At 68.1% G+C, this 21,239-nt stretch carries 21 protein-coding genes; 3 read left to right on the forward strand and 18 right to left on the reverse strand.

Translation table 11 applies throughout. The annotated features are described in order from the left end of the window. Positions 1-5: 5 nt before the first annotated feature. From NX02_RS12170 to NX02_RS12190, 5 genes are all read right to left on the reverse strand, one after another. Entirely contained in the window at positions 6-1,478 is a 1,473-nt protein-coding gene (locus NX02_RS12170) for an MATE family efflux transporter (protein ID WP_025292467.1), read from the reverse strand. Next, positions 1,478-4,225 carry a valine--tRNA ligase gene (locus NX02_RS12175; protein ID WP_025292468.1) on the reverse strand — a complete coding sequence of 916 codons (2,748 nt, stop codon included), beginning with the start codon at positions 4,223-4,225 and terminating at the stop codon, positions 1,478-1,480. Before NX02_RS12175 ends, NX02_RS12170 begins: the two co-directional genes overlap by 1 nt. A gap of 73 nt (positions 4,226-4,298) precedes the next feature. Beyond that, positions 4,299-5,504, reverse strand: coding sequence for an MFS transporter (locus tag NX02_RS12180; protein ID WP_025292469.1), 1,206 nt, complete (start codon positions 5,502-5,504; stop codon positions 4,299-4,301). A 282-nt stretch (positions 5,505-5,786) separates the two neighbouring features. After that, positions 5,787-6,311 (reverse strand): nuclear transport factor 2 family protein, encoded by a 525-nt coding sequence (locus NX02_RS12185; protein WP_025292470.1) that lies wholly within the window; start codon positions 6,309-6,311, stop codon positions 5,787-5,789. A 1-nt stretch (position 6,312) separates the two neighbouring features. Then, complete coding sequence (locus NX02_RS12190) at positions 6,313-7,383, reverse strand: aldo/keto reductase (protein WP_025292471.1); 1,071 nt, start codon at positions 7,381-7,383, stop codon at positions 6,313-6,315. A gap of 151 nt (positions 7,384-7,534) precedes the next feature. Between NX02_RS12190 and NX02_RS12195 the strand changes: the two genes are divergently transcribed. After that, positions 7,535-8,425, forward strand: coding sequence for an AraC family transcriptional regulator (locus NX02_RS12195; protein WP_025292472.1), 891 nt, complete (start codon positions 7,535-7,537; stop codon positions 8,423-8,425). Between the two features lie 46 nt (positions 8,426-8,471). Here NX02_RS12195 and NX02_RS12200 read toward each other — a convergent pair whose 3' ends face one another. Next, positions 8,472-9,386 carry an MBL fold metallo-hydrolase gene (locus NX02_RS12200; protein ID WP_025292473.1) on the reverse strand — a complete coding sequence of 305 codons (915 nt, stop codon included), beginning with the start codon at positions 9,384-9,386 and terminating at the stop codon, positions 8,472-8,474. Between the two features lie 281 nt (positions 9,387-9,667). Further along, the gene (locus NX02_RS12205) at positions 9,668-10,198 is read right to left on the reverse strand and encodes a VOC family protein (RefSeq protein ID WP_025292474.1); all 531 of its coding nucleotides are present in this window, start codon (positions 10,196-10,198) and stop codon (positions 9,668-9,670) included. A 135-nt stretch (positions 10,199-10,333) separates the two neighbouring features. Here NX02_RS12205 and NX02_RS12210 point away from each other — a divergent pair, with 135 nt between their 5' ends. After that, entirely contained in the window at positions 10,334-11,335 is a 1,002-nt protein-coding gene (locus tag NX02_RS12210) for an alpha/beta hydrolase (protein WP_025292475.1), read from the forward strand. A gap of 11 nt (positions 11,336-11,346) precedes the next feature. Here NX02_RS12210 and NX02_RS12215 read toward each other — a convergent pair whose 3' ends face one another. Beyond that, positions 11,347-11,793, reverse strand: coding sequence for a cupin domain-containing protein (locus tag NX02_RS12215; protein ID WP_025292476.1), 447 nt, complete (start codon positions 11,791-11,793; stop codon positions 11,347-11,349). A gap of 45 nt (positions 11,794-11,838) precedes the next feature. On the opposite strand from NX02_RS12215, the gene dapE reads away from it, so the two are divergent. Beyond that, complete coding sequence (gene dapE, locus NX02_RS12220; RefSeq protein ID WP_025292477.1) at positions 11,839-12,963, forward strand: succinyl-diaminopimelate desuccinylase; 1,125 nt, start codon at positions 11,839-11,841, stop codon at positions 12,961-12,963. A gap of 56 nt (positions 12,964-13,019) precedes the next feature. Here dapE and gspN read toward each other — a convergent pair whose 3' ends face one another. From gspN to gspE, 10 genes are all read right to left on the reverse strand, one after another. Next, positions 13,020-13,688, reverse strand: coding sequence for a type II secretion system protein N (gene gspN / locus NX02_RS12225; RefSeq protein WP_047099782.1), 669 nt, complete (start codon positions 13,686-13,688; stop codon positions 13,020-13,022). Next, the gene (gene gspM, locus NX02_RS12230) at positions 13,688-14,167 is read right to left on the reverse strand and encodes a type II secretion system protein GspM (RefSeq protein ID WP_025292479.1); all 480 of its coding nucleotides are present in this window, start codon (positions 14,165-14,167) and stop codon (positions 13,688-13,690) included. The genes gspN and gspM overlap by 1 nt, the downstream gene beginning before the upstream one ends. Next, positions 14,164-15,285 carry a type II secretion system protein GspL gene (gspL, locus tag NX02_RS12235; protein WP_025292480.1) on the reverse strand — a complete coding sequence of 374 codons (1,122 nt, stop codon included), beginning with the start codon at positions 15,283-15,285 and terminating at the stop codon, positions 14,164-14,166. The genes gspM and gspL overlap by 4 nt, the downstream gene beginning before the upstream one ends. Then, positions 15,282-16,277 carry a type II secretion system minor pseudopilin GspK gene (gene gspK / locus NX02_RS12240; RefSeq protein WP_025292481.1) on the reverse strand — a complete coding sequence of 332 codons (996 nt, stop codon included), beginning with the start codon at positions 16,275-16,277 and terminating at the stop codon, positions 15,282-15,284. The genes gspL and gspK overlap by 4 nt, the downstream gene beginning before the upstream one ends. Next, positions 16,277-16,873 carry a type II secretion system minor pseudopilin GspJ gene (gene gspJ, locus NX02_RS12245; RefSeq protein WP_025292482.1) on the reverse strand — a complete coding sequence of 199 codons (597 nt, stop codon included), beginning with the start codon at positions 16,871-16,873 and terminating at the stop codon, positions 16,277-16,279. The genes gspK and gspJ overlap by 1 nt, the downstream gene beginning before the upstream one ends. 113 nt (positions 16,874-16,986) lie before the next feature. Then, positions 16,987-17,361 (reverse strand): type II secretion system minor pseudopilin GspI, encoded by a 375-nt coding sequence (gene gspI, locus NX02_RS12250; RefSeq protein WP_025292483.1) that lies wholly within the window; start codon positions 17,359-17,361, stop codon positions 16,987-16,989. Continuing rightward, the gene (locus NX02_RS12255; protein ID WP_025292484.1) at positions 17,354-17,908 is read right to left on the reverse strand and encodes a GspH/FimT family pseudopilin; all 555 of its coding nucleotides are present in this window, start codon (positions 17,906-17,908) and stop codon (positions 17,354-17,356) included. Before NX02_RS12255 ends, gspI begins: the two co-directional genes overlap by 8 nt. A gap of 4 nt (positions 17,909-17,912) precedes the next feature. Beyond that, complete coding sequence (gspG, locus tag NX02_RS12260) at positions 17,913-18,425, reverse strand: type II secretion system major pseudopilin GspG (protein WP_025292485.1); 513 nt, start codon at positions 18,423-18,425, stop codon at positions 17,913-17,915. A gap of 8 nt (positions 18,426-18,433) precedes the next feature. Next, positions 18,434-19,678 carry a type II secretion system inner membrane protein GspF gene (gene gspF / locus NX02_RS12265; RefSeq protein ID WP_025292486.1) on the reverse strand — a complete coding sequence of 415 codons (1,245 nt, stop codon included), beginning with the start codon at positions 19,676-19,678 and terminating at the stop codon, positions 18,434-18,436. A 7-nt stretch (positions 19,679-19,685) separates the two neighbouring features. Further along, positions 19,686-21,203, reverse strand: a complete 1,518-nt coding sequence (gspE, locus tag NX02_RS12270; RefSeq protein WP_025292487.1) for a type II secretion system ATPase GspE — start codon at positions 21,201-21,203, stop codon at positions 19,686-19,688. Positions 21,204-21,239 lie beyond the last annotated feature (36 nt).

The raw sequence follows: 21,239 nt of genomic DNA on the forward strand, positions 1-21,239 counted from the left end.
GGAGCCTAACCGACCGGCGCGATCTTGCCCGCCGGTTCGGAGCAGGCCATCGCCTCCTCCTCCACTTCGATACGGCTCGGGGGCGGCAGCATCCGCGTCTCGCGCCAGCCGCCCCAGCGATAATAGGCCGCCATCACGCCCGCGGCGGCGATCGAGCCGACCCACATGCCCACCCACAGACCATCGGTGCCGAACACCGGTCGCAGTCCCCAGGCGACACCGAAGCGGACCGGCAAGGTGGCGATGCCGAAGATGATCAGCGGCGCGATCACCGCACCATTGGCGCGCACCGTGGCGCTCAGCACCATCGAGATGCCCATCAGCGTGAAGCTCCACACCACCATGCGGTTGATGTGGCTCGCCAGCGCGATCGTGGCGCCGTCGGTGCCGAGGAACAGCCACAGCACATGACGATCGATGAACCAGACGATCGCGATCAAGGCGCCCGTCAGCGCGAGGTTGAGCATGATGCCGCCACGCGCGATCAGGCGCACGCGATCCCAGCGATCGGCGCCGATATTCTGCGCCGCCATCGCGCTCACCGCCGCACCCACCGACATCGCCGGCATCTGGATATAGGTCCACAACTGGCTGGCCGCGCCATAGGCCGCGGTCATCGCGCTGCCCTCGCGGTTGACCAGCCCGATCAGCGCGAGGCCGGATGAAGCGAAAACCAGCATCTGCACGCCGATGGCGAAGCCCTTCGCGAAGATCGCACCGAGCAAGGCGCGATCGGGGAGCAGATAGCGCAGTTCGCTGCCGCGCAGCCGGATCATGCGATCACGGGCGTAGATCACATAGACCACGCCGATCAGGCTGACGATGTTGGCGACCAGCGTCGCGACCGCGCTGCCGGCGATGCCGAGCTGCGGCGCCGGGCCGAGCCCCAGGATGAACACAGGGTTGAGTGCCACGTCGATCACCACCGAGGCGGCAATCGCCCACAGTGGCGTGATCGCATCGCCGACGCCGCGCAGGCACATCGTCAGCAGCACGCTGACCAGCATCGGCGGCATGCCGAGGAAGATCACGCGCAGATAGGCGAGCGCCATCGGGAATACGTCGTCGGGCGTCGCGAGCAGCCGCAGCAGCGCGGGCGCGGACGTCCAGCCGACAAAGCCGATCAGCAGAGAAGCGGCACCGAACAGCCCCATCGTCGTGCCGAACACGCGGCGGACACCATCGACGTCCCGCCGGCCGACCGCCTGGCCGATCAGGATCGCGGCGGCCATGCCGAAGCCGAACACCGCAGAGAACATCAGGAACATGACGAGATTGGCGTTGGTCGTCGCCGCTAGCGCGGTCTCGCCGAGAAACTGCCCGACCCAGATCGCATTGATCGAGCCGTTGAGCGACTGGAGGATCGACGAGCCCAAGGTCGGCAGCGCGAACAACAGCAGGGTGCTGTTGATCGGCCCCGACGTCAGGTCACGCGCGGATGACGGGGGCGCGCTACCTGCTTCGCCCCCGCCGTCCATCAGCCGAGCCGCGCCAGCGCGGCGCCCAGCCGTTCGGCCTCGGCGGTCTTGGCGGCATGATCCTCGCGCGCCTTGGCGACCGCTTCCGGCTTCGCCTTCTCGGCGAACGCGGGGTTGTTGAGACGACCGGCGAGCCCGTCGCGCTCCTTCTGCGCCGCGGCCAGCGCCTTGGCGAGGCGGGTGCGCTCGGCGCCCACGTCGATCACCCCTTCCAGCGGCAATACGTAGGTCGCCTCGTCGACGACGATCTGCGCGGCACCGCCGCCGGGCGGCGGATCGGCCGAGACGCTGTCGAGCCGCGCCATGCGCTGGAGCATCGGCAGCGACCGTTCCAGCCGCTCGCTGGTGAGTTGTGCACTATCTTGCACATGCGCCGCGAGCTTCGCGCCCGGCGGCACATTGAGTTCCGAACGCGCCGCGCGCACCTCGGTCACCAGCCGGATCAGCCAGTCGATCTCGGCCCGCGCGCCCGGGTCGATCGCGCGCGCATCGGCCATCGGCCATTTGGCGAGGATCAGGTCGTAGGGACGGTCGCCCATCGCGTGCCAGAGTTCCTCGGTGATGAACGGCATGAACGGGTGGAGCATCACCAGGATCTGGTCGAGCACCCAGCCGGCGACGGCCTTGGTCTCGTCGTCGATCTGGCCCTTGATCAGCTCCAGATACCAGTCGCAGAAGGTCGCCCAGACGAACTGGTAGATGGTGTTGGCGCTCTCGTCGAAGCGCAGGTCGGCCAGCGCCAGATCGAGCTTCTGCACCGTTGCCACCGTCTCCGCGAGGATCCAGCGGTTGACCGCGCGCGCGGCCGCCGGCGGCTCGATCGTCGCCGAGGCGCCGATGCCGTTGGCCTGGCAGAAGCGCGACGCGTTCCACAGCTTGGTCGCGAAGTTGCGATAGCCCTCGACGCGCTTCTCATCGAGCTTGATGTCACGGCCCTGGCTCTCCATCGCGGCGAGCGTGAAGCGCAGCGCGTCCGCGCCGAAGCGGTCGACCAGCCCCAGCGGATCGACGGTGTTGCCCTTCGACTTGGACATCTTGGAACCGTCCGCTGCGCGGACAAGACCGTGCAGATACAATGTCTTCCAGGGCACTTCTTTCATGAAGTGCAAGCCTTGCATCGCCATCCGCGCATCCCAGAAGAACAGGATGTCGAAGCCGGAGATCAGCACATCGTTGGGATAATGCCGGCCGAGCGCGGTCGTCTGGTCCGGCCAGCCGAGCGTGCCGAACGGCCACAGCGCGGAGGAGAACCAAGTGTCGAGCACGTCGTCATCGCGCACAAGTTCGATCTTCGACAGCCTATCGAAAGAGGGCGCATCCGAAGTAAAGTGCGGAGTACCACGGTAAACGAGGAAATCCTTGCCCTCACCATAATACTCTCGTGCCTGCCTGAGCAAATCCGCCTCATTGATCGCAACAAACGCGATCGGGCGGACGGCGTTTTCGTCAGTCTCTTCGTCATCACGTGCGGGCCCATACCAGGCGGGGATCTGGTGGCCCCACCAGAGCTGGCGGCTGACGCACCAAGGCTGGATATTCTCCAGCCAGTTGTACCAGGTCTTCTTCCAGGTCTCGGGCACGACCCGGATGTCGCCGTTGCGCACCGCGTCCAGCGCGGGGCCGGCGAGCGTCTTGGCGTCGACATACCATTGATCGGTCAGCCACGGTTCGATGACGACGTTGGAGCGGTCGCCATAAGGCGTCTGGATCGTGCGATCCTCCACCTTCTCCAGCAGTCCCTCGGCCTCGATCAATGCGATCACGCGCTTGCGCGCCTCGAACCGGTCGAGCCCGAGCAGGTCGGCGGGGATCAGCCCGTCGGCGGTCTGGATGACGCGCGCCTCGGCATCGAGCATGTTGAGCATGTCCGCGGGCTTGATGCCCGCGCGACGGCCGACCTCGAAGTCGTTGAAGTCATGCCCCGGCGTGATCTTGACCGCGCCCGAGCCCAGTTCGGGATCGGCATGCTCGTCGGTGACGATCGGGATCAGCCGGCCGGTGATCGGCAGGCGGACCTTCTTGCCGACGAGTGCAGTATATCGCACATCCTCTGCATTCACCGCGACCGCCATGTCGGCGAGCATCGTTTCCGGCCGCGTCGTCGCGACCGAGATGAAGCCGCTGCCATCCTCCAGCGGATAGCGGAAATGCCAGAACTTGCTGGCGATTTCCTTGGTCTCGACCTCGAGATCCGAAATCGCGGTCTTGAGGCCGGGATCCCAGTTGACGAGGCGCTTGTCGCGATAGAGCAGGCCCTGCGCGTGGAGATCGACGAACACCTTGATGACGGCGCGGCTGAAGCCCTCGTCCATCGTGAAGCGCTCGTTCGCCCAGTCCATCGAGCAGCCGAGCCGGCGGAGCTGGCGGGTGATCGTGCCGCCGCTCTCTTCCTTCCATGCCCACACCTTCGCGACGAACTCCTCGCGGGTGAAGTCGGTGCGCTTCTGCTGCCGTTCGGCCATCTGCCGCTCGACAACCATCTGCGTCGCGATGCCAGCATGGTCGGTGCCGACCACCCACAGCGCATCCTTGCCCTGCAGGCGGGCATGGCGGACGAGGATATCCTGCAGCGTGTTGTCCAGCGCATGGCCGATGTGCAGGCTGCCCGTCACATTGGGCGGCGGGTTGACGATGGTAAACGGCTGCGCCTCCGGCCGATCGGGGCGGAAACGCCCTTCCTGTTCCCAATGCGCATACCAGCGCGCCTCGATGGCGGCGGGGTCGAAGGTCTTGGCGAGTTCGGTCATGATGCGCCGGCCTTAGCGGCGCGCAGGCGCGGATGCCAAGCGGTTATGGCGTGCCTGCATGCATCGCCGCGCCTCAAGGCGCGGGACGGGCGAGCGGGGCGGGACGCAACGCAACGACGATCAACGCCAGCACCACCATCGCCAGCGGCCCGGTCGATACCCACAGTACCATATCCCACCCGTAGAGGGTGAGCAGTTCGCCGGAGGTGAAGGACCCCACCGCCATCAGCCCGAAGATGATGAAGTCGTTGAGCGACTGCACCTGCGCCTTTTCTTCGGGCCGATGGCAGTCGAGCACCATCGTCGAGGCACCGACGAAGCTGAAGTTCCAGCCGATCCCCAGCAGGATGAGCGTGAGCCAGAAATCCGCCACCGCAATGCCGCGCAGGCCGGCGACCACGGCCATGCCGATCAGCGCGAATCCAACGATGGCAACACGTGCCGCGCCGAAGCGGGTGATGAGCCGGCCGGTGAAGAAGCTGGGGCCATACATCGCGATGATGTGCCATTGCAGGCCGAGGTTGGAGCTTGCCTGGCTATGCCCGCACAGCCGCATCGCCAGCGGCGCCGCCGTCATCAGGAAATTCATCACCATGTAGGAGACCGCGCCGCACATCACCGCGACGGCAAAGCCGGGTTGCCGGACGATCGCCGCGATCGGCCTGCCGCCCGCAATCTCCTCCGCGGTCGGCAACGGCAGGCGGACGCCGGCCAGCACCGCGGCGGACAGCAGCGCGACGATCGACTGGGCGATGAAGGTCGCGGCGAACATGTGTGCAGGCCAAAGGTCCATCGTCAGCGTGACGAGCTGGGGGCCGAGGACGCCGGCGACGACCCCGCCCGCCATCACGATCGACAGCGCCTGCGGGCGGCGGTCGGGCTCGACGCAATCGGCTGCCGCGAAGCGGAAGGACTGGACGACCGCCGCATAGGCACCGCCGAAGAAGGCACCAAGGCAGAGCAGCCAGAACGACCCCAGCATCACCGCCAGCATGGAAAGCAATCCCACCAGCACGCCGCAGACGGTGCCCAGCAGGAACGCGGTTCGCCGCCCATGCCGCCGTGCGACGGCGCCGGCCGGCAGGATGAACGCCGCCATGCCCACGACGAAGATGGAGATCGGCAATGTCGCCAGCGCCGGGCTCGGCGCCAGCTCATGCCCGAGGATGGCGCCGGTCGCGAAGAGGACGACTGAATTGGCGCCCGCCAGCGCCTGCGCGATCGCCAGCCGCGCGATATTGCTTCGCGCATAGCGGAGGTGCGGAGCGGCGATGCTCACGCCCCGCGCTCTTGCGCGCGACCGATATCCGCGGGCGCGCCGGACAGCCCCTGCCCGCCTCCCCCTGCCTGCGAAACACGGATCCGCACGATCGTGCCGGTCATCATCATACTCATGCCGCGCCGATACCGCATGTCCCGGCGCTTGAGACCCGGCGGCGGCATAAGATGCGATGACGCGCGGCATAAGCGGAGCGGCGCTCCGATGCGCTTTGCACCGGCACCCGAGTCAGGCGGCCGGTGTCATCGTGCCGGCTTCGAGCGCGCATCGGCCGCCCGAACGCTATGGTCGACCGACCGGGGCCGGAACGCGCCGCAGCACATCATCATAGGGCACAAGATCGAGATATGCGGTGACCTCCACCGCCTTGCCGTCGCGCATGCGGAAGATCCAGACATAGCTGTTGCGGTAGGGCGCCCCATCCCGCGCGACGCCCTCACCCTCCCAGTTGGCGATGACATGGTCACCGTCCGCCCAGATCCGTTTGGCGACGGGTCGCACCGGCGTCGACAGGCGGCTGACGAACGGCCGCACTGCGCGGGCAACGAAGGCCTCCCGGCCTTCGAAGCGGCCTGCGCTGGGGCCGGAGCCCTCGATCGTCCACACGACGTCGGCGGAGAGCAGTTCCTCGAAGATGTTGCTGCCGCTTGCCGCCCAGCGGTCGAAGGCGGCAGTGACAATCTGCTTGTTGCGCGCGGCTGTCGCCGACGGCACCGATGGCGCTTCCGCGACGACGGGTGCAGCGGCGGGAAGTGCTGCGGCGGCAAGCGCCACCGCCGCCAACCTTGTGATGCTTGCGATCATCATCTCAACGCCGCCCGACGAGGCTCGACGTGCCGAAGATCAGTTGCTGCGCCATCGGCCGGCCGATGAAATTCTCCGGGAAGATCGGCGCCGGCGCGCTGGCGCGGTCCAGCCGGTCGAGCTGATCCTGCGAGAAGGTCACGCCCAGCGCGCCGAAATTGTCCTCCGCCTGCGCCAATGTCCGGGCGCCCATCACCGGCGCGGTCACCGCGCCGTTCTGCAATGTCCAGGCCAGCGCGACCTGCGAGCGCGAGGCGCCGATCTCCCCGGCAATCTCGCCCACCACGTCGGCGATGGCGAGCGCATGTTCGTTGAGATGGCCGGACGAGGCGATCACGCCCCTGCGCGTTGCCGAGACATCGGCGTCATTCTCGTCCGACAGGTCGGCCCGGCTATATTTGCCGGTGAGGATGCCGCCGCCCAGCGGGGACCATGGCAGCACGCCGAGCCCCATCGCCTCGGCCATCGGCATCAGCTCATGCTCCACCGTGCGCTCGACGAGGCTGTAGCCGATCTGGAGCGCGACGAAGGGAGACCAGCCGCGCAGATCGGCAATGGCCTGCATCTGCGAGACCCGCCACGCCGGCGTGTTGCAGATGCCGAGATAGAGGATCTTGCCGTCGCGCACGAGATCGTCGAGCGCGCGCATCACCTCCTCGGGACTAGTCGTGAAATCCCAGGCGTGGAGGTAGAACAGGTCGATCCGGTCGGTATCGAGCTGGCGGAGGCTGGCCTCCACCGATCGCACGAGGTTGTAGCGGTGGTTGCCGCCCGAATTGATGTTCGCCGGGTCGCGCGCCATCGTGAATTTGGTGGAAACGATGAAGCGGTCACGCTTGGCCTTGATCAGATCGCCCACCATCCGTTCGGACGCGCCGTTGGTGTAGTTGACGGCGGTGTCGATGAAATTGCCGCCGCGGTCGGCATAGGCGTCGAAGATGCGCCGGGCCTCGGCGGGATCGGCGCCCCAGCCCCATTCCTCTCCGAAGGTCATGGTGCCGAGGGCCAGCGGCGAAACGCGAAGGCCCGATCGTCCGAGCAGGCGATACTGGTCGAGGGATGTCGCTTGGGTCACGGATAGGCTCCTGCACTGGTTTTCCGGTGCTCCTCACCTGCCCCGCGCCGCGCGGGCGACGGTAGACCGCTTGTCCGATATCCTTGCACGATCGTCCGAACCGCTGCGGCCCGACCTTTCCGTCAGGACCGGCGATGCTACATTGTGGGCCATGACCGGTCTGGAAACATTCGCGGCCGCCATCGCCCGCCACACCCCGCAGGATGGCATGTTCGGCTGCGCGCTGCCGGGCGTCACGCTCATCCGATGGTCGTCACCGACCTTGCCGATGCCGGTGATCTACGAGCCGACGGTCTGCTTCATCGCACAGGGACGCAAGCGCGCGGCGCTAGGCACCACCGCCTATGATTATGATCCGGCGCGCTTCCTGATCGCGTCGGTCGGCCTGCCGGTGATGGGCTCGGTGATCGAGGCGAGCCCCGCAGAACCGTATCTCAGCCTCCAGCTCGACCTCGATATCGCTGCACTCAGCGAACTCGCCATCCGCCACCCGGCCGATCCCGGCGAGGAGCCCGCTATGCCCGCGGGGCTGACGCTCAACGCGATGACGCCGCCGCTGCTCGATGCGGTCATCCGGCTCGTCAGCCTGCTCGATACGCCGGCCGACATCGATGCGCTGGCGCCCCTCACGATCCGCGAAATCCTTTATCGCCTGCTGACCGGACCGCAGGGCGGCATCATCCGACATATGGCGCAGGCGGACAGCCGGTTGAGCCAGATTGCACGTGCGATCATCTGGATCCGCACGCAGTATCGCGATCCATGCCGCATCGACGAGGCGGCCGAGATCGCGGGGATGAGTAGATCCTCCTTCCACCGGCATTTCAGGGCGATCACCGCGATGAGCCCGATCGAATTCCGCACCCAGTTGCGGATGCAGGAGGCCCGGCGGCTGATGGTGAGCGAGGCGATGGACGCCGCCAGCGCAGGCTTCCAGGTCGGCTATGGCAGCCCGTCCCAGTTCAGCCGAGACTATTCCCGCCTGTTCGGCGTCCCGCCCGCATCCGACGCGGCGCGGCTGCGCGCGGCGGTGGACGCCTGAGGCGCGGGGCGCGCAATGACCCGCGCCCCGGGCCTTGGGTATATCCTCAGAAATCCCAGAATCCGGCGACCCAGCGGAAGGCATCGCCATCCACCGCCACACGGCCGACCGAGGGGAACGGCAGGTGCGTCGCAACCAGCAATTCACCGGTCGCCGCGGCCTCGTTCAGCAGGCGGACGCGGACGCGGACCGACTCCTCGGGGTCATGCTCGAAACCGTTGAACCAGTCCGGATGGTCGAAGCCGACCGGGAAGATCGCATCGCCGGCGAAGGTCAGCCGCTCACCGCCCGATGCAAGGCGGACGACGCTGTGCCCCGGCGTGTGCCCGCCGGTGCGCGAGACGGTGACGCCCGGCGCCACGTCAAAGTCCTGCTCGAAGGTCTGGATGCGATCCCGATAGGCCTCCACGAACTGCTGCGCGGTCTTGCGCAGCACGGGCGGCACCGGCGACGGCATCGCGGTGTGCGAGAAATCGGGCGTCGCCCAGAAATCGACCTCGGTGGCGCAGACATGCACGCGCAGGTCCGGTCGCAGCCGGCTCTTCACCGCATCGACGAGCAGCCCGCCGACATGGTCCATATGCATGTGGGTGATGACAACGTCGGTCACTGAGCCGAGATCGATGCCTGCCGCTTCGAGCCGGTGCGGGAACTGCCCGGCACGGGGGAAGCCCGGGAACTGCCCGCCGAGACCGGCATCGACGAGAATGGTCTGGTCGCCGCTGCGCACCACCAGCACGTTCAAGGGCCAGTCGAACGCTTCGGGGGGCAGGAACATGTCTTCCAGCCATGCGGCGCGCACCGCCGGATCGGCGTTGGTCGCCAATGTTTCGGTCGGCAGCGGCAGCACACCGTCGCTGACGACCAGCACGTCGATCTCGCCGACCCGCAGCGCGTAGCGCGACGGCACCAGCTCCTCCGCGCCCGTCCCTGTAGGCTGCGCGAAAATGTCCAGCTTCATGATTCGATCCTCCTGGTTGCCGCGTCTGACACGGCAGGGAGAAGGCTAGGCCGGGCCCGGCCAACGATCGATCGGGTCGAGGGATTGGCTGTCCTGTGCGGCTGCACAGGTGGGGCTATGCCGATTGCGAAGCGCCGCGATACGCGGAGCCGATACCGGCCATCCCGGGGGCATCACGCCCTTATCGGTTCCAGCTGATCCCGGTGAGGTCGGCCTGGCCCTCTGCCCCGGCATGACGGATCGCGACGGCTGCCGGATGCTCGTTCATGGCCATGCGCGGCTCATGCCTGCGCGAAATCGATGACATGGATAGGGTTGCTGCCGTCCCATCCGCGCGTCGCGGCGATGCCGTCCGCAATGAGCTGGCGGGTCTGCCCGCTTTCGATGAACTCGAAGAGGATGCCCGCTTCGCCGGGAGCCTCGAGATAGGCGACGCGGGTGCCGGGGCTGTGCGCCCGGAACACGGTGCGCAGCCCGTCCAACTCCGCACCGGCCACGGTGGCGTCGAGATCGTCGGTGAGCCACGCGAGATGGTGCAGGCCCGCCAGCGGCGTCCCGTCCGCGGCAAGATAGGGCGAGACCGCGCCATTGGTGACGTGGATCAGTTCGACCTGGGTGTCGCCCTGATAGGCAAGGCCGACGTCCATTCGCACTTCGGTATCGCGCCCGAGAAACCGGCCCTTGAGCGTCACGTTGCGGAACACCGTCCACGGGCCGACGCCCATCGTCGCGATCCAGCGGGCGATGCTGGCATCCAGATCGTCGGTAACCATGCCGATCTGCGCGATCGGTCCGTATTTCGCCTGACTCATCCTCCCGGCCCTTTCGATGCGGGGCATATCTTGCGCCGTCGATGCCCGATGTGGGATAGGATGGCAACGAGCCCAGAGCCCCGAACAATGCCGATCACCACGGCATGAGCGCCGGGCCCCCATCGAGAGTTGATCATGACCGACGACACGTCCGGCGTGAGGCTGGAGCCGCGCATCATTCCCTTCCCCGCCTCGATCAGCACGGAGGCGCGTGCCGCCCTCCAGCGGCTGGTACGCGACGACGGCGTGCCGCTGAACAGCCTCCATGCAATGCCCTCACCCGACGATCATGACGGCTGGATGCGGCTGAAGGCGGCGGTCGATGCGCAATATGCCGCGGGCATGACGGCGCTGGCCGGGCAGTTGCAATCGAGCGTCACGACGATCGAGATCGACGGCGCGACCGTCCATGTCGCCACACCGAAGGATCCGCTGCGCACCGACTGCGCCTATATCGATCTGCATGGCGGCGCGCTCGTCCTGGGCGGCGGCGGCGACGCCTGCCGCATCGCGGCGCAGGCACAGGCCGACCGGCACCGCGTGACCTGCTATGGCGTCGACTATCGCATGCCGCCCGAACATCCCTTTCCGGCGGCACTCGACGATTGCCTCGCAACCTATCGCCATCTGCTTGACCGTTATGGCGCGGCGAACATCGTCATCGGCGGGCGGTCCGCGGGCGGCAATCTCGCCGTCGCGATGCTGCTGCGCGCACGGGAGGAGGGGCTGCCCTTCCCCGCCGCTCTGGTGCTGCTCTCGCCGGAGGTCGATCTCACCGAATCCGGCGACAGTTTCCAGGTCAACCGTCTGGTCGACGTCGTGCTGCCGGGCTCGCTGATGGCGAACAACCTGCTCTATGCGAACGGCGCGGATCTGGCGCATCCGTACCTGTCGCCGCTGTTCGGCGATTTCGGCGGATTTCCGCCGACCTTCCTGCAGAGCGGCACGCGAGACCTGTTCCTGTCGAACGCCGTCCGCATGCACCGCCTGTTGCGGCGCGCGGCGGTGCCGGTGGAGCTTCATGTCTTCGAGGCGATGCCGCACGGCGGCTTCATGGGCGGTACACCCGAGGATCTGGAACTCGCGGCCGAGACGTCGCGCTTCGTCGCCGCGCACTGGCCGACCATATCCGGCTGATCCCGGTCCGGTTAGATCGCGCTGCCATCCTTGCGGCGGAAGCCGAGCCCCGCGAACATGTGGAGATCGATATCCGGATAATGGCAATCGCTCAGCGCCGGCCGGCCGATGGCGATGAACACGCAGTCGGACGCACTTTCGTTGATCAGCGTGTGAGCATTGCCGTCCCCCTTCGGGAACGCCGCGCAGTCGCCGGCCTTAAGCGGCGTGCGGCCATGGTCGTCGACCAGCATCGCCTCGCCCGAGAGGATCACGACGAACTCGTCCTCCTCCGCATGCCAGTGGCGCTGCGACGACCAGGCGCCGGGTTCGAGCCGCACATGGCTGACGCCGAAGTCGTCGAGCCCGCCGGGCGGGCCGAGCCGACGATACCAGCGCCGCTCGATCACGTCGCGATAGGGCGCGGGATAGCCGCTGGCGTTGGTTTCGGGGATGGCATCCAGATCGATCTTCGGCATGGCGCCAGTCTAGGCAAAGCCGGGCGGCGCCGCTAGGCGGTCGCGATGATCGATCCCGTCACATTCGCCCGGACATTGATGGCCGTACCCAGCGTGACGCCCGCCGGCGTCGCGATGATGGAGGTGCTCGCCGAACCATTGCGTGCGCTCGGCTTTGCCGTCGACATCTTCGAAGCCGGCGCGGCACCCGACGGGCCGGTCGCCAATCTGTTCGCGATCCGCGGCAACGGCGGCAAGCATTTCGCGTTCGCCGGCCATCTCGACGTCGTGCCGCCCGGCGAGGGCTGGACAAGCGCGCCCTTCGCGCCCGAGATCCGTGGCGGGCTGCTGCACGGGCGCGGTGCGGTCGACATGAAGGGCTCGATCGCCGCCTTCGTCGCCGCGCTGGCGACGGTGGGCGATCTCGACGGCACGATCAGCCTGATCATCACCGGTGACGAGGAAGGCCCGGCGCTGTTCGGCACGGTCGCGCTGATCGAGCATATGCGCGCACGCGGCATCTGCCCCGACCTGTGCCTGGTCGGCGAACCGACCTCTACCGTGCGGCTGGGCGACATGGTCAAGATCGGCCGGCGCGGCTCGGTCAACATGTGGATCGAGGTGCCCGGCACACAGGGCCATGTCGCCTACCCGCACCTCGCCGACAATCCGATCCCGCGCCTGGTGCGCATCCTCGCGCGGATCGAGGCAATCGTGCTGGATGAGGGCACCGACTGGTTCCAGCCCTCCAACATCGAGATCACAGATCTCGAGGTCGGCAACCCCGCGACCAATGTGATCCCCGCGCTCGCGAAGGCGCGGATCAGCATCCGTTTCAATGATCGCCACAGCGGCGAGACACTGACCGCGATGATCCGCGCGATCGTCGAAGAGGAAGCACCCGGCGCACGGCTGGTCTCGCGCATCTCGGGCGAAGCGTTCCTCACCCCGCCGGGCACGCTTTCGAGCCTGGTCGCCGAGGCGATCGCGCGGGTTACCGGCATCACCCCCGAGCTTTCGACCACCGGCGGCACCTCCGACGCGCGCTTCCTGTCGAAGCTGTGCCCGGTGGTCGAGTTCGGCCTGCCCAACGCAACGATGCACAAGCTGGACGAAGCCGCGGCAGTGGAAGACATCCACGCGCTGACCGCGATCTATGCGGAGATCCTGCGGGCGGCGTTGCCGGGCTGAGCGGTTCGCGGGCAGCCCCTCCCAGGCCCCTCCCGCAAGCGGGAGGGCAGCAGAGGTCAGAGCCGTCCCTGGATCGTTTGTGAGAAGCCCGGGCCATCGCCCTGGCGCACGGCGATATCGGCGGTGAAGCGGCCGCCTTCGCGGATGCGCAGCATCACCTGCTCCATTCCCGATTCCCCCACCAGCGGCAGCAGCAGCGCCCCGCCCTCGCAGCGGGCATTGCCGGTGAGGCCACCGCCCAGCCGAACGCCGGCAAGCGCGCCTTCCAGATTGGCGCGCACGCGGCCGCTGGCACGCTGGCACTGGCCATCGGCGTAGCGCACCGAAAGGTCGGTGAGATCGATCGTCGAGAGCGGCAGCGGCGCGAAGCTGCTGCCCGCCTGCAGCTTGGCGGTGACATCGTCGATGCCGAAGCTGTTGCGCGAAATCCCGACCGCGCCATGCACGCCATCCGGCCCTTCCCCATCGAGATCGACGCGTGCCCGGCCGACGAGCAGTTGCACCGGCGAGAGCGATGCGCCGACGTCACCCAGCGGGATCGTGCCGACGCGCGCCTCGGTCAGCCCCCCGAACCAGACGCTGCCGCGCACCTCGCGCGCGGAAAAGCCGCTGTCGTCGAGCCCGATCGCACCGAGCGCGAGGCGCATCGGGAAGGTGATGATCAGCGCGGCGACGAAGGCGGCGATCAGCAGCGCGCGGCGCCCCAGCGGAAGCTTCAACCGCATCAGCGCATCCTTCCCCTGAGCGCGAGCTCGACGTTGAGCGTCGGATCGGCGTTGTCACGCACCACCAGCCGTTCGACCAGCACGCCGCGCCGTTCGAGCCCGGCGATCCAGCCGAACAGCGCCGCCGGCCGGGCATTGGCGATGGTCAGCGTCAGATGATCGGCGCTGTCGGCGTTGAGGCTGGCGAAGGTGAAACCGGCCTCCCCCGCGGTCTGCCGCACGATGGTTTCCAGCGGGCCGTCGAGCGGCGCCGGCGCGGCGCGGGTCAGTGCGCGCAGCGCGTCGCGCTTGGCGAGCACCTCGCCATAGCCGATCACTGCCTGCGCATGGCGCTCCCGCGCCAGCGACAGTCCATCGGTTACCGGGCGCAGGATACCGAGCCAGACGATGACGATGGCGAGCAATGCCGCCATCACCAGCAGCATCCGCTGCTCGCGGAGCGACCGACCGCCCCACCACAGGCGCAGGCGCGCGTTCATCGCGGCGCCACCGTCAGGTCGCCATTGATCCGGTCACCAGACTGCTGGAATACGCTGGGCACGACGCGCAGGCCGAGCGCCTCCAGCCTTGCCTTCACCGCCTCCACCTCGGGGCCGGTGCCTGCCGAGAGCGTGAGCTTCATCGTGCCATCCCGTTCAAAGGTCATTGCGTTGAGATCGACCGCGGGCACGGCTTCGACCGCGGCGAATACCGCGCCCGCGGTTATCGAAAAGCCGTAGCCGCCGCCCCGCATCCCTGCGAGCCGTTCATCGAGCAGCGCCACCGCATTGCCCTGCCCTGCGCCGCCGGGCAGCGCCTCCGCAGCCGCGACCTCGGCACGCCGTTCGAGTCCGTCCGCAGCGAGCGTGTAGCGCAGGATCAGCGCCAGGCTGATCGCCAGGGTCGCGCCGGCGATGGCGACGCCGATGGTGATGAGGCGCCGCACCTGTTTCCAGTCGATCGCCCACCGCCGGCGGCGCGCAAACGCGCCTTGCCTGAGATCGAGTGGCGGATCGGCGACACCTGCGGCGATCGCCCGCTCCAGCGCCTCGCTATCAAGCGTGTCGGTCGGCGCATCGCCGATCAGCAGCGGCGCCAGCTGCGGATCCTCGACGAAGCCGCTGTCGCGGCCGCGGACCACGACCTCACCGCCCAGCGCGCCGCGCACGAAGCCGGTCTCGGGCCGCGGCAGCAGCAAGGCAGCCGGCACGATCGCATCGGGATCGAGCCCGCGCGCCTGCAGCGCCGCCAGCCACGCGCTCATCCGCGCCGCATCCAGCGTCGCCATCGGGCGGACGCCCGCCTCGGCCTTATCATCCGGCTCGCCCAGCGCGACGTGCAGCGCGTCGGCCGGCTGAATCGTGTTCTCGGACGCCAGCAGCTTCGCAGCCGCGCGCGCCTGCGCGGGCGCCAGCTTGGGCAGTTCCGCCCAGTCGAGCGTCATCGCGCCCGCCGGTGCCACCGCGACGACGCGCTCGATCTCGGCGCTGTCCGCCGATGTCGCCGGAATCGTCTCGGCGCCCTCGCCACGCCCCACCACCGCATCGCCGGCGAAACGCAGCCAGCGCCACACGCTCTCCGGGCGCTCGGGCAAGAACAGCACCAGCGCATTGCTCATGAAGGATCCCCCCATTGCCGCCGCACCAGCCGCGAGGGCGTGCGCGTGGCATCGATCAGCGCGGTCTCGCTCAGCTCGGCGCCGGCCAGCTCGACGCTGATGTTCAGATTGAAATATCGCGTCCGCACCTTGATCTGCTCAGCCGCCTGCATCGGCGGCACCAGCGCCTCCAGCGCCGGCAGCTTCCAGAAGGCGGCGGGGCTCGAAAAGCCGTTCGCCGGCCGCTCGAGCAGCATCTGGCGCGCGCGCTCGAGCGTCAGTTGCTGCGGGATCAGCATGGCGAAGAGCGGCGCCTGTTCGGGCGACAGCGTGTTGACGTTGATCGGTGACGGCTCATTGTTCGGCAATGCGCAGATCCAAGGCCTGAGGCGCGCGTAGACTTCGGGCGTGACGCCGGCAACCGCACGCAATTCGCTGGGATCCTGGATCAGCATGTTGGGAGGAAGATAGGGCTCGGCGAGCGCGGCGTAATAATTGTCCTCGGCGCCGCCGGACCCCGGCATGCTGTCGGTATCGATCCAGTCCGCTAGCGAGACCGCGATCGTCCGCGCCTCCTGCGGCGGGATCTCCAGCAAGGTCATCAGCGCTTCGAACTGCGAGATCCCATAGGGAGAGGCCTGCTTCTCCAGCCCCTGCGCGCCGCTGACGACGCTGTTGAGGTTGAAGCAATTGCCGCCGTCCGAGACGGTCGCCGTGGCGAGGCCGCCGGGGATCGGCAGGCGCTGGCGGCGGCCGTTCCAATTGCCCTCCAGCGTCGTGCGCGCCGCATCGCGCTCCATGATGTCGTCGATACGACGCTGCGCCAGCGTTTCCGCGGCATAGGCATAGGCCCGCGCCTGATCCGTCGCATTGGCGTTCGCGGCCAACCGCGTCGAGATGCGCAACTTCTCCAGCGCGCCGGCGGCGAGCACCGAGATCACCGCGACGAGCAGCAGCACCGTCAGCAGCGCGGCACCGCGCTCTCCAGCGGAAACGGGCGGACGCGCGCGCATCAGTAGCCCGTCCCGACGAGGAAGAGCTGCCGATACTCTACGCCATCGCGGCGGCGGATGGTCAACTCCATCGCGCGCGGCAATCCCTCGGCGCGCGTCGGCTGCCACGTGTCCATCCAGTCATTGTCGATGCGGTAGCGGACGCTGAGCCGGTCGACATCGTCGAGCAACACCGATCGCGTGATCGGCTCGGCCCCGTCGAGCATGGCGAAGGGCACGCGTTCGAGCCGGCCGTCGACGAACTGATACTCGACGCGCTGCAGGCTGGCGCGCGCCGCGCCTTCGGCATTGGTCCAGCCGGTCCGCACGAAGGACAGGAAGGGCTCGCCATTGCTGACGGCAAGGCCATCGAAGGCGGGCAGCGGATCACCTTCCCGGTTACGGGTCGAGCGCGGGATCACCTGCGCCATGTCCGCCGAGACGATCGCGCCGACGCGGCCGAGCCCGGCGATCTCGGTCAGACGATCGCTCGCCGCCGCCTGCGCGCGCACGCTGAAGGCAAGGATTGCGACGCCGGCGCTGGCGAGCAGCGCAAAGATGAACAGCGCGACCAGAAGCTCCACGAGCGTGAAGCCGTGTTCGGCGGAACGCCTCACGGGCGTGAAGCCGTGTTCGGCGGAACGCCTCACGGGCGTGAAGCCGTGTTCGGCGGAACGCCTCACGGGCGTGAAGCCGTGTTCGGCGGAACGCCGCGAAGACAGGATCGAGGTCATTCGCGCGGCCTTACGATGGTGAGGCGCGCAGCCTGCAGGCCGGCCGCATCGAACACGGCGATATCGACGCGGGCGATGCGCTGGTCGCCGGTCAGCGAGGTGCGGCGCTCCCACCGCCACTGGCGACCGCCATTCTCGGCCTTGCCGTCGCTCTTGCCAAGCGATGGCGCGAGCGGATCGCTCAGGGTCTCGACCGCGACGTTGCGCGCCACCATCTGCCCCACGGTCTGCGTCTCGAGATCGGCCGTGCTGCGGATGGTCGCGCCCTCCAGCCGCAGCAACGCCAGCGCGGCGAGGCTGAACACGATCAGCGCGACGAGCATTTCGAGGAGGGTGAAGCCGGCTTCCCCCTCGGGTTCTCCCCTATCCATCGATCCGCACCGTACCGTCGGTATCGATCACCACGATGCTCCGCACGCCCTCGCGCAACAGCGTGACTTCCATGCGCTGGCTGGCGAGGCCGGTGGAATCGAAGGTTACCCGGCTGCGGCCACCCGCGGCGACAGCGACGGTGCCGTCCGTCCATTCCTCGGGGCGGAAAGGCTTATCCGAGAGCGGTACCCAGCGGCCGGCGCGGCGCGCCTCGAAGCGATAGCCCTGGGCGGAAACGCTGAGGTTGATGCTGTGCGATTCCACGACCGCCGCATCGCGCGCTGCCTTGGCGCGCGCCGCGAAACGCTCGGCCTCATCGACCAGGCGGCCGCGCGGATCGGGCATCGCGAGCACCACCGCCGCCGACATCAACGCCACGATCGTGATCACGATCATCAGTTCGACAAGCGTGAAGCCGTGTTCGGCGGCACGCCTCAGGGACGTGAAGCCGTGCTCGGCGGAACGCCTGAGAGACGTGAAGCCGCGTTCGGCGGAACGCCGCAAGGGCGCGAAGCCCTGTGCCAGATCGCTCCGCCGCGAAGTCATCGGATTACTGCCAGCTGCCGATATCGGCGTTGTCGTCCGTCCCGCCCTCGACGCCGTCGGCGCCATAGGACCAGATGTCGAACGGACCATTCCGGCCCGGCGCGCTATAATTGTACGGGCGGCCCCACGGATCGTCCGGCAGCTTCTTGATATAGCCGCCGCGCTGATAGCGTTGCGCGTTCTGCAGCGACGGCGGCGGGGTCAGCAGCGCCGAAAGACCATCCCCGGTCGACGGGTAGTTCAGGTTGTGCAGCCGGTACATCTCCAGCGCCTGCTCGATCGTGGCGATGTCCGCCTTGGCCTTGTCGACGCGGGCACGGTCCCCGGCGGGGATCACGTTGATCGCGACGATCGTGGCGAGCAGGCCGATGATCACGATCACGACCATCAACTCCACCAGCGTGAAGCCGTGTTCGGCGGAACGCCTCACGGGCGTGAAGCCGTCTTCGTCCGGCCGGCGTGCCGGCCCGGCCGCCAGGCGGCGGCGCAAGGAAGCAAGGATCGGGGAACTACGCATGAAAAACCTCATGATGCCGCCAGCGTTTCGAGCTGGAGGATAGGAAGCAGGATGGATAGCACGATCATGGCGACGATGCCGCCCATCAGCACGATGATCGCCGGCTCCAGCAGCGAGAGCGCCGCCGAGGTGAAGCCCTCGAACTCGCGTTCCAGATAGTCCGCCGCGCGTTCCAGCATCGTGTCCAATCGCCCCGACGCCTCGCCGGAAGCGGCGAGATAGACCAGCAGCGGCGGAAAGATGTCGGCGCGGCGCAGCGCCGCCGACAGACTGCCGCCGCCTCTGATGGCTTCGACGATCTCATCGGTCGCCGCCCGCAGTGCGCGATTGTGAACGGTCTGGCTGGTCAGCGCGAGGCCTTCCAGCAGCGGCAGGCGCGAGGCGATCATCGTCGAAAGCGTGCGCGCCATCTGCGCGGCATGGAGATCGCGGATCAGCCGGCCGATGAACGGAATGCGCAGCAGCATGCGATCGAAGCGCAAGCGGATGCCGGGGTCCTTCAGCGCGCGCCAGCTGACGAACCCGATCAGGGCGATCGCCAGCAGCAACGCCCACCACCAGCCGCTGAGAAAGTCCGAAAGACCGATGACGATCCGCGTCAGCAGCGGCAGTTCCTGCCCCACCGTATCGAACTGTTCCACCACCTGCGGCACGACGAAGATCATCAGCGCCATCACCACGCCCATCGCCACGAAGGCGAGGACGGTCGGGTAGGCGAGCGCGGTCATCACCTTGGAGCGCATGTGCGCCTGGCGTTCGAGGAGATCGGCCTGGCGTTCGAGGATCGACGGCAAGGTGCCCGAGCCTTCGCCGGCGGACACCATCGCGCGATAGAGCGGCGGAAAGCTCTTCGGCTCGCGGCCCATCGATTCCGACAGTCGGCGGCCTTCGACGACGCCGGCATGGACGCGCTCGAGCACCGCGCGGACGTGCGGCTGTTCGGTCTGGCGCGAGATGGTGCGGAGCGATTCCTCCAGCGGGCTGACCTGGATCAGCGTCGCGAGCTGGCGGGTGAACAGCGTCAGCGCCTTGCCCGACATGCGCCGCGGGCCGAACAGGCTGCCGCCCGCCAGCAGCGGACGCGCCCGCGTTGCCGCCGCCGCGCCGCCGCCGCCGCTGCCGGCCTCGATTCGAACGACATAGAGGCGGCGTTTGTCGAGCCGCGCCCGCGCATCCTCGATTGTCGGCGCCGCAACGCTGCCGCGCCGCTCACGACCGCCGGTGTCGAGCGCAAGATAATCGAAATCAGGCATTCAAGCCTCACGCATCGATCGTCTCGCGGCGGGAGACACGCACCGCTTCCTCCGGCGTGGTTACTCCCTCCCGGACCAGCGCACGTGCGGCCGCGGTGAGATCGGTCGTGTTTCGGAAGGCGTGGCGGGAGATCGCGACCTCGTCCCCGCCCTCGTTGATCAGCCGGCGGATCGTATCGTCGACGCGGACCGCTTCATAGACGCCGATACGCCCCTTGAAGCCGGTACCGTTGCAGTCGTTGCAGCCCTGCGGCTCATAGACCGTCGTGCCCGGCTCGATGCCGAGCAAGGCTGCAACCGACGCGCCTGCCGGCATCGGCTGGCGGCAGTTCGGACACAGCCGCCTTACCAGCCGCTGCGCGATCACCGCGCGCAAGGTCGAAGCGAGCAGAAAAGGCTCCACCTTCATGTCGCGCATGCGCGTGATCGCGCCGACCGCGTCGTTGGTGTGGACGGTCGAGAGGACGAGATGGCCGGTGAGCGAGGCCTGCACCGCGATCTCGGCGGTCTCGCGGTCGCGGATTTCGCCGACCATCACCACGTCCGGATCCTGGCGCAGGATCGCCCGCAGCCCGGCAGCGAAGGTCAGGCCGACCTTGGAATTGACCTGCGTCTGGCCGACACCCTCGACCGCATATTCGACCGGATCCTCGACGGTCAGGATGTTGCGCGATCCGTCGTTCAGCAGGCGCAGGCTGGCATAGAGCGTCGTCGTCTTGCCCGAGCCGGTCGGACCGGTGACGAGGATGATCCCGTTGGGTTCGGTCAACGCCTCGCGCAGCAGCGCATGCATCGCCGGCGCCATGCCCAGCGCATCGAGCGTGATGCCGGCATTCTCCTTGTCGAGGATACGCAGCACCACCCGCTCGCCGGCGCGGCTCGGGAGCGTGGAAACGCGCACGTCGAGCAGCTTTCCGGCGAGGGTCAGGCCGATGCGGCCATCCTGCGGCACGCGGCGCTCGGCGATGTCGAGCCGCGCCATGACCTTGATGCGGCTGACGACGACCGGCGCGACATGCGGCGGCATCCGCAACGTCTCGCGCAGCACGCCGTCGACGCGCATGCGCACGACGAGGCCGGTTTCATAGGGCTCGATATGGATATCCGACACGCCCTGCCGCGCGGCCTCGGCGATGATGCCGTTGATCAGACGGATCGCCGGCGCATCGTCGGCGGTATCGAGCAAGTCGTCCGCAGTCGGCAGGTCGGTCGCCAGCAGGTCGAGCTCATCGCCCAGCCCCAGCGAACCCGCCGCCATCGCCGCCGCCTGTCCGTCCATCGCGTACCGGTTGGACAGCAGCCAGTCGAACTCGATCGCGGGCACCTGGGTGACGTCGAAAGCGCGGCCGAGATAGCGCCGCACCTCCAGCAGCACGCGCGGGTTCCCGCCCTCGCGCAAGGTCACGGCATAGCCGCCCGCCTCGTCCGGTCCGTTGAGAACGACGCCGAACTTGCGGGCGAAGCCGTAGGGAATGGCATAGACCGTCTCGGCCGCGGGTACGGAAGCCACATCGGCCGCAGCCATCGCGGCGGCGGCCTCGGCTTCGGTGTCGACCGCCAT

It is taken from the genome of Sphingomonas sanxanigenens DSM 19645 = NX02 (assembly GCF_000512205.2).
GTDB lineage: Bacteria > Pseudomonadota > Alphaproteobacteria > Sphingomonadales > Sphingomonadaceae > Sphingomonas_D > Sphingomonas_D sanxanigenens.

What these genes read in the sequence shown, in the direction of transcription:
- NX02_RS12170 (WP_025292467.1), bottom strand. Translation starts at nt 1,478, where the DNA reads ATGGACGGCGGGGGCGAAGCAGGTAGCGCGCCCCCGTCATCCGCGCGT.
- NX02_RS12175 (WP_025292468.1), bottom strand. Translation starts at nt 4,225, where the DNA reads ATGACCGAACTCGCCAAGACCTTCGACCCCGCCGCCATCGAGGCGCGC.
- NX02_RS12185 (WP_025292470.1), bottom strand. Translation starts at nt 6,311, where the DNA reads ATGATGATCGCAAGCATCACAAGGTTGGCGGCGGTGGCGCTTGCCGCC.
- NX02_RS12195 (WP_025292472.1), top strand. Translation starts at nt 7,535, where the DNA reads ATGACCGGTCTGGAAACATTCGCGGCCGCCATCGCCCGCCACACCCCG.
- NX02_RS12200 (WP_025292473.1), bottom strand. Translation starts at nt 9,386, where the DNA reads ATGAAGCTGGACATTTTCGCGCAGCCTACAGGGACGGGCGCGGAGGAG.
- NX02_RS12205 (WP_025292474.1), bottom strand. Translation starts at nt 10,198, where the DNA reads ATGAGTCAGGCGAAATACGGACCGATCGCGCAGATCGGCATGGTTACC.
- NX02_RS12210 (WP_025292475.1), top strand. Translation starts at nt 10,334, where the DNA reads ATGACCGACGACACGTCCGGCGTGAGGCTGGAGCCGCGCATCATTCCC.
- NX02_RS12215 (WP_025292476.1), bottom strand. Translation starts at nt 11,793, where the DNA reads ATGCCGAAGATCGATCTGGATGCCATCCCCGAAACCAACGCCAGCGGC.
- dapE (WP_025292477.1), top strand. Translation starts at nt 11,839, where the DNA reads ATGATCGATCCCGTCACATTCGCCCGGACATTGATGGCCGTACCCAGC.
- gspN (WP_047099782.1), bottom strand. Translation starts at nt 13,688, where the DNA reads ATGCGGTTGAAGCTTCCGCTGGGGCGCCGCGCGCTGCTGATCGCCGCC.
- gspM (WP_025292479.1), bottom strand. Translation starts at nt 14,167, where the DNA reads ATGAACGCGCGCCTGCGCCTGTGGTGGGGCGGTCGGTCGCTCCGCGAG.
- gspL (WP_025292480.1), bottom strand. Translation starts at nt 15,285, where the DNA reads ATGAGCAATGCGCTGGTGCTGTTCTTGCCCGAGCGCCCGGAGAGCGTG.
- gspK (WP_025292481.1), bottom strand. Translation starts at nt 16,277, where the DNA reads ATGCGCGCGCGTCCGCCCGTTTCCGCTGGAGAGCGCGGTGCCGCGCTG.
- gspI (WP_025292483.1), bottom strand. Translation starts at nt 17,361, where the DNA reads ATGGATAGGGGAGAACCCGAGGGGGAAGCCGGCTTCACCCTCCTCGAA.
- NX02_RS12255 (WP_025292484.1), bottom strand. Translation starts at nt 17,908, where the DNA reads ATGACTTCGCGGCGGAGCGATCTGGCACAGGGCTTCGCGCCCTTGCGG.
- gspG (WP_025292485.1), bottom strand. Translation starts at nt 18,425, where the DNA reads ATGCGTAGTTCCCCGATCCTTGCTTCCTTGCGCCGCCGCCTGGCGGCC.
- gspF (WP_025292486.1), bottom strand. Translation starts at nt 19,678, where the DNA reads ATGCCTGATTTCGATTATCTTGCGCTCGACACCGGCGGTCGTGAGCGG.
- gspE (WP_025292487.1), bottom strand. Translation starts at nt 21,203, where the DNA reads ATGGCTGCGGCCGATGTGGCTTCCGTACCCGCGGCCGAGACGGTCTAT.